Source organism: Martinezella calliandrae (assembly GCF_030272695.1).
In the GTDB taxonomy this organism is placed as follows: Bacteria; Pseudomonadota; Alphaproteobacteria; order Rhizobiales; family Rhizobiaceae; genus Rhizobium; species Rhizobium calliandrae.
The window spans coordinates 1-317 of sequence record NZ_JARFYN010000245.1 but is presented as its reverse complement, the minus strand read 5'-3'; the positions used below and the strand labels follow the sequence as shown (position 1 = coordinate 317).

Genomic DNA, 317 nt, shown 5'->3' with positions numbered 1-317 from the left:
TTGTCACGCCGACGTGGTGAAGGAGCCGCATCACGCCGTGCTCCGCGATATCGATGGCCGCGGGCGATACCCCGCCGCCACCGCCGAGCTCTGTCGAAAGATGGCGCACGTTTTGGCGCCGGCAGGCGCCGATCAAGGCGCGGTCGCCGCCCGTCGAATGCTCGATGATCATTCCGATCGGCATTCCGAATGCGCGAAGGAGATCGAGAGCATCGCCCATGCGGCCAGGATTGGACGGACGTGCGACGACCGCACAGGGCAGGTACTCGATGCTAAGGCTGCCGGAATGCAGGTCGATCGCGTAGTCGACGCGCGTC

1 protein-coding gene is annotated in these 317 nt (G+C 65.6%); it reads right to left on the bottom strand.

Features of this window, described 5'->3' with window-relative positions:
- Positions 1 to 317, bottom strand: a 317-nt coding sequence (locus PY650_RS36945; RefSeq protein WP_285885066.1) for a M14 family metallopeptidase, incomplete at both ends; no start/stop codon positions are given.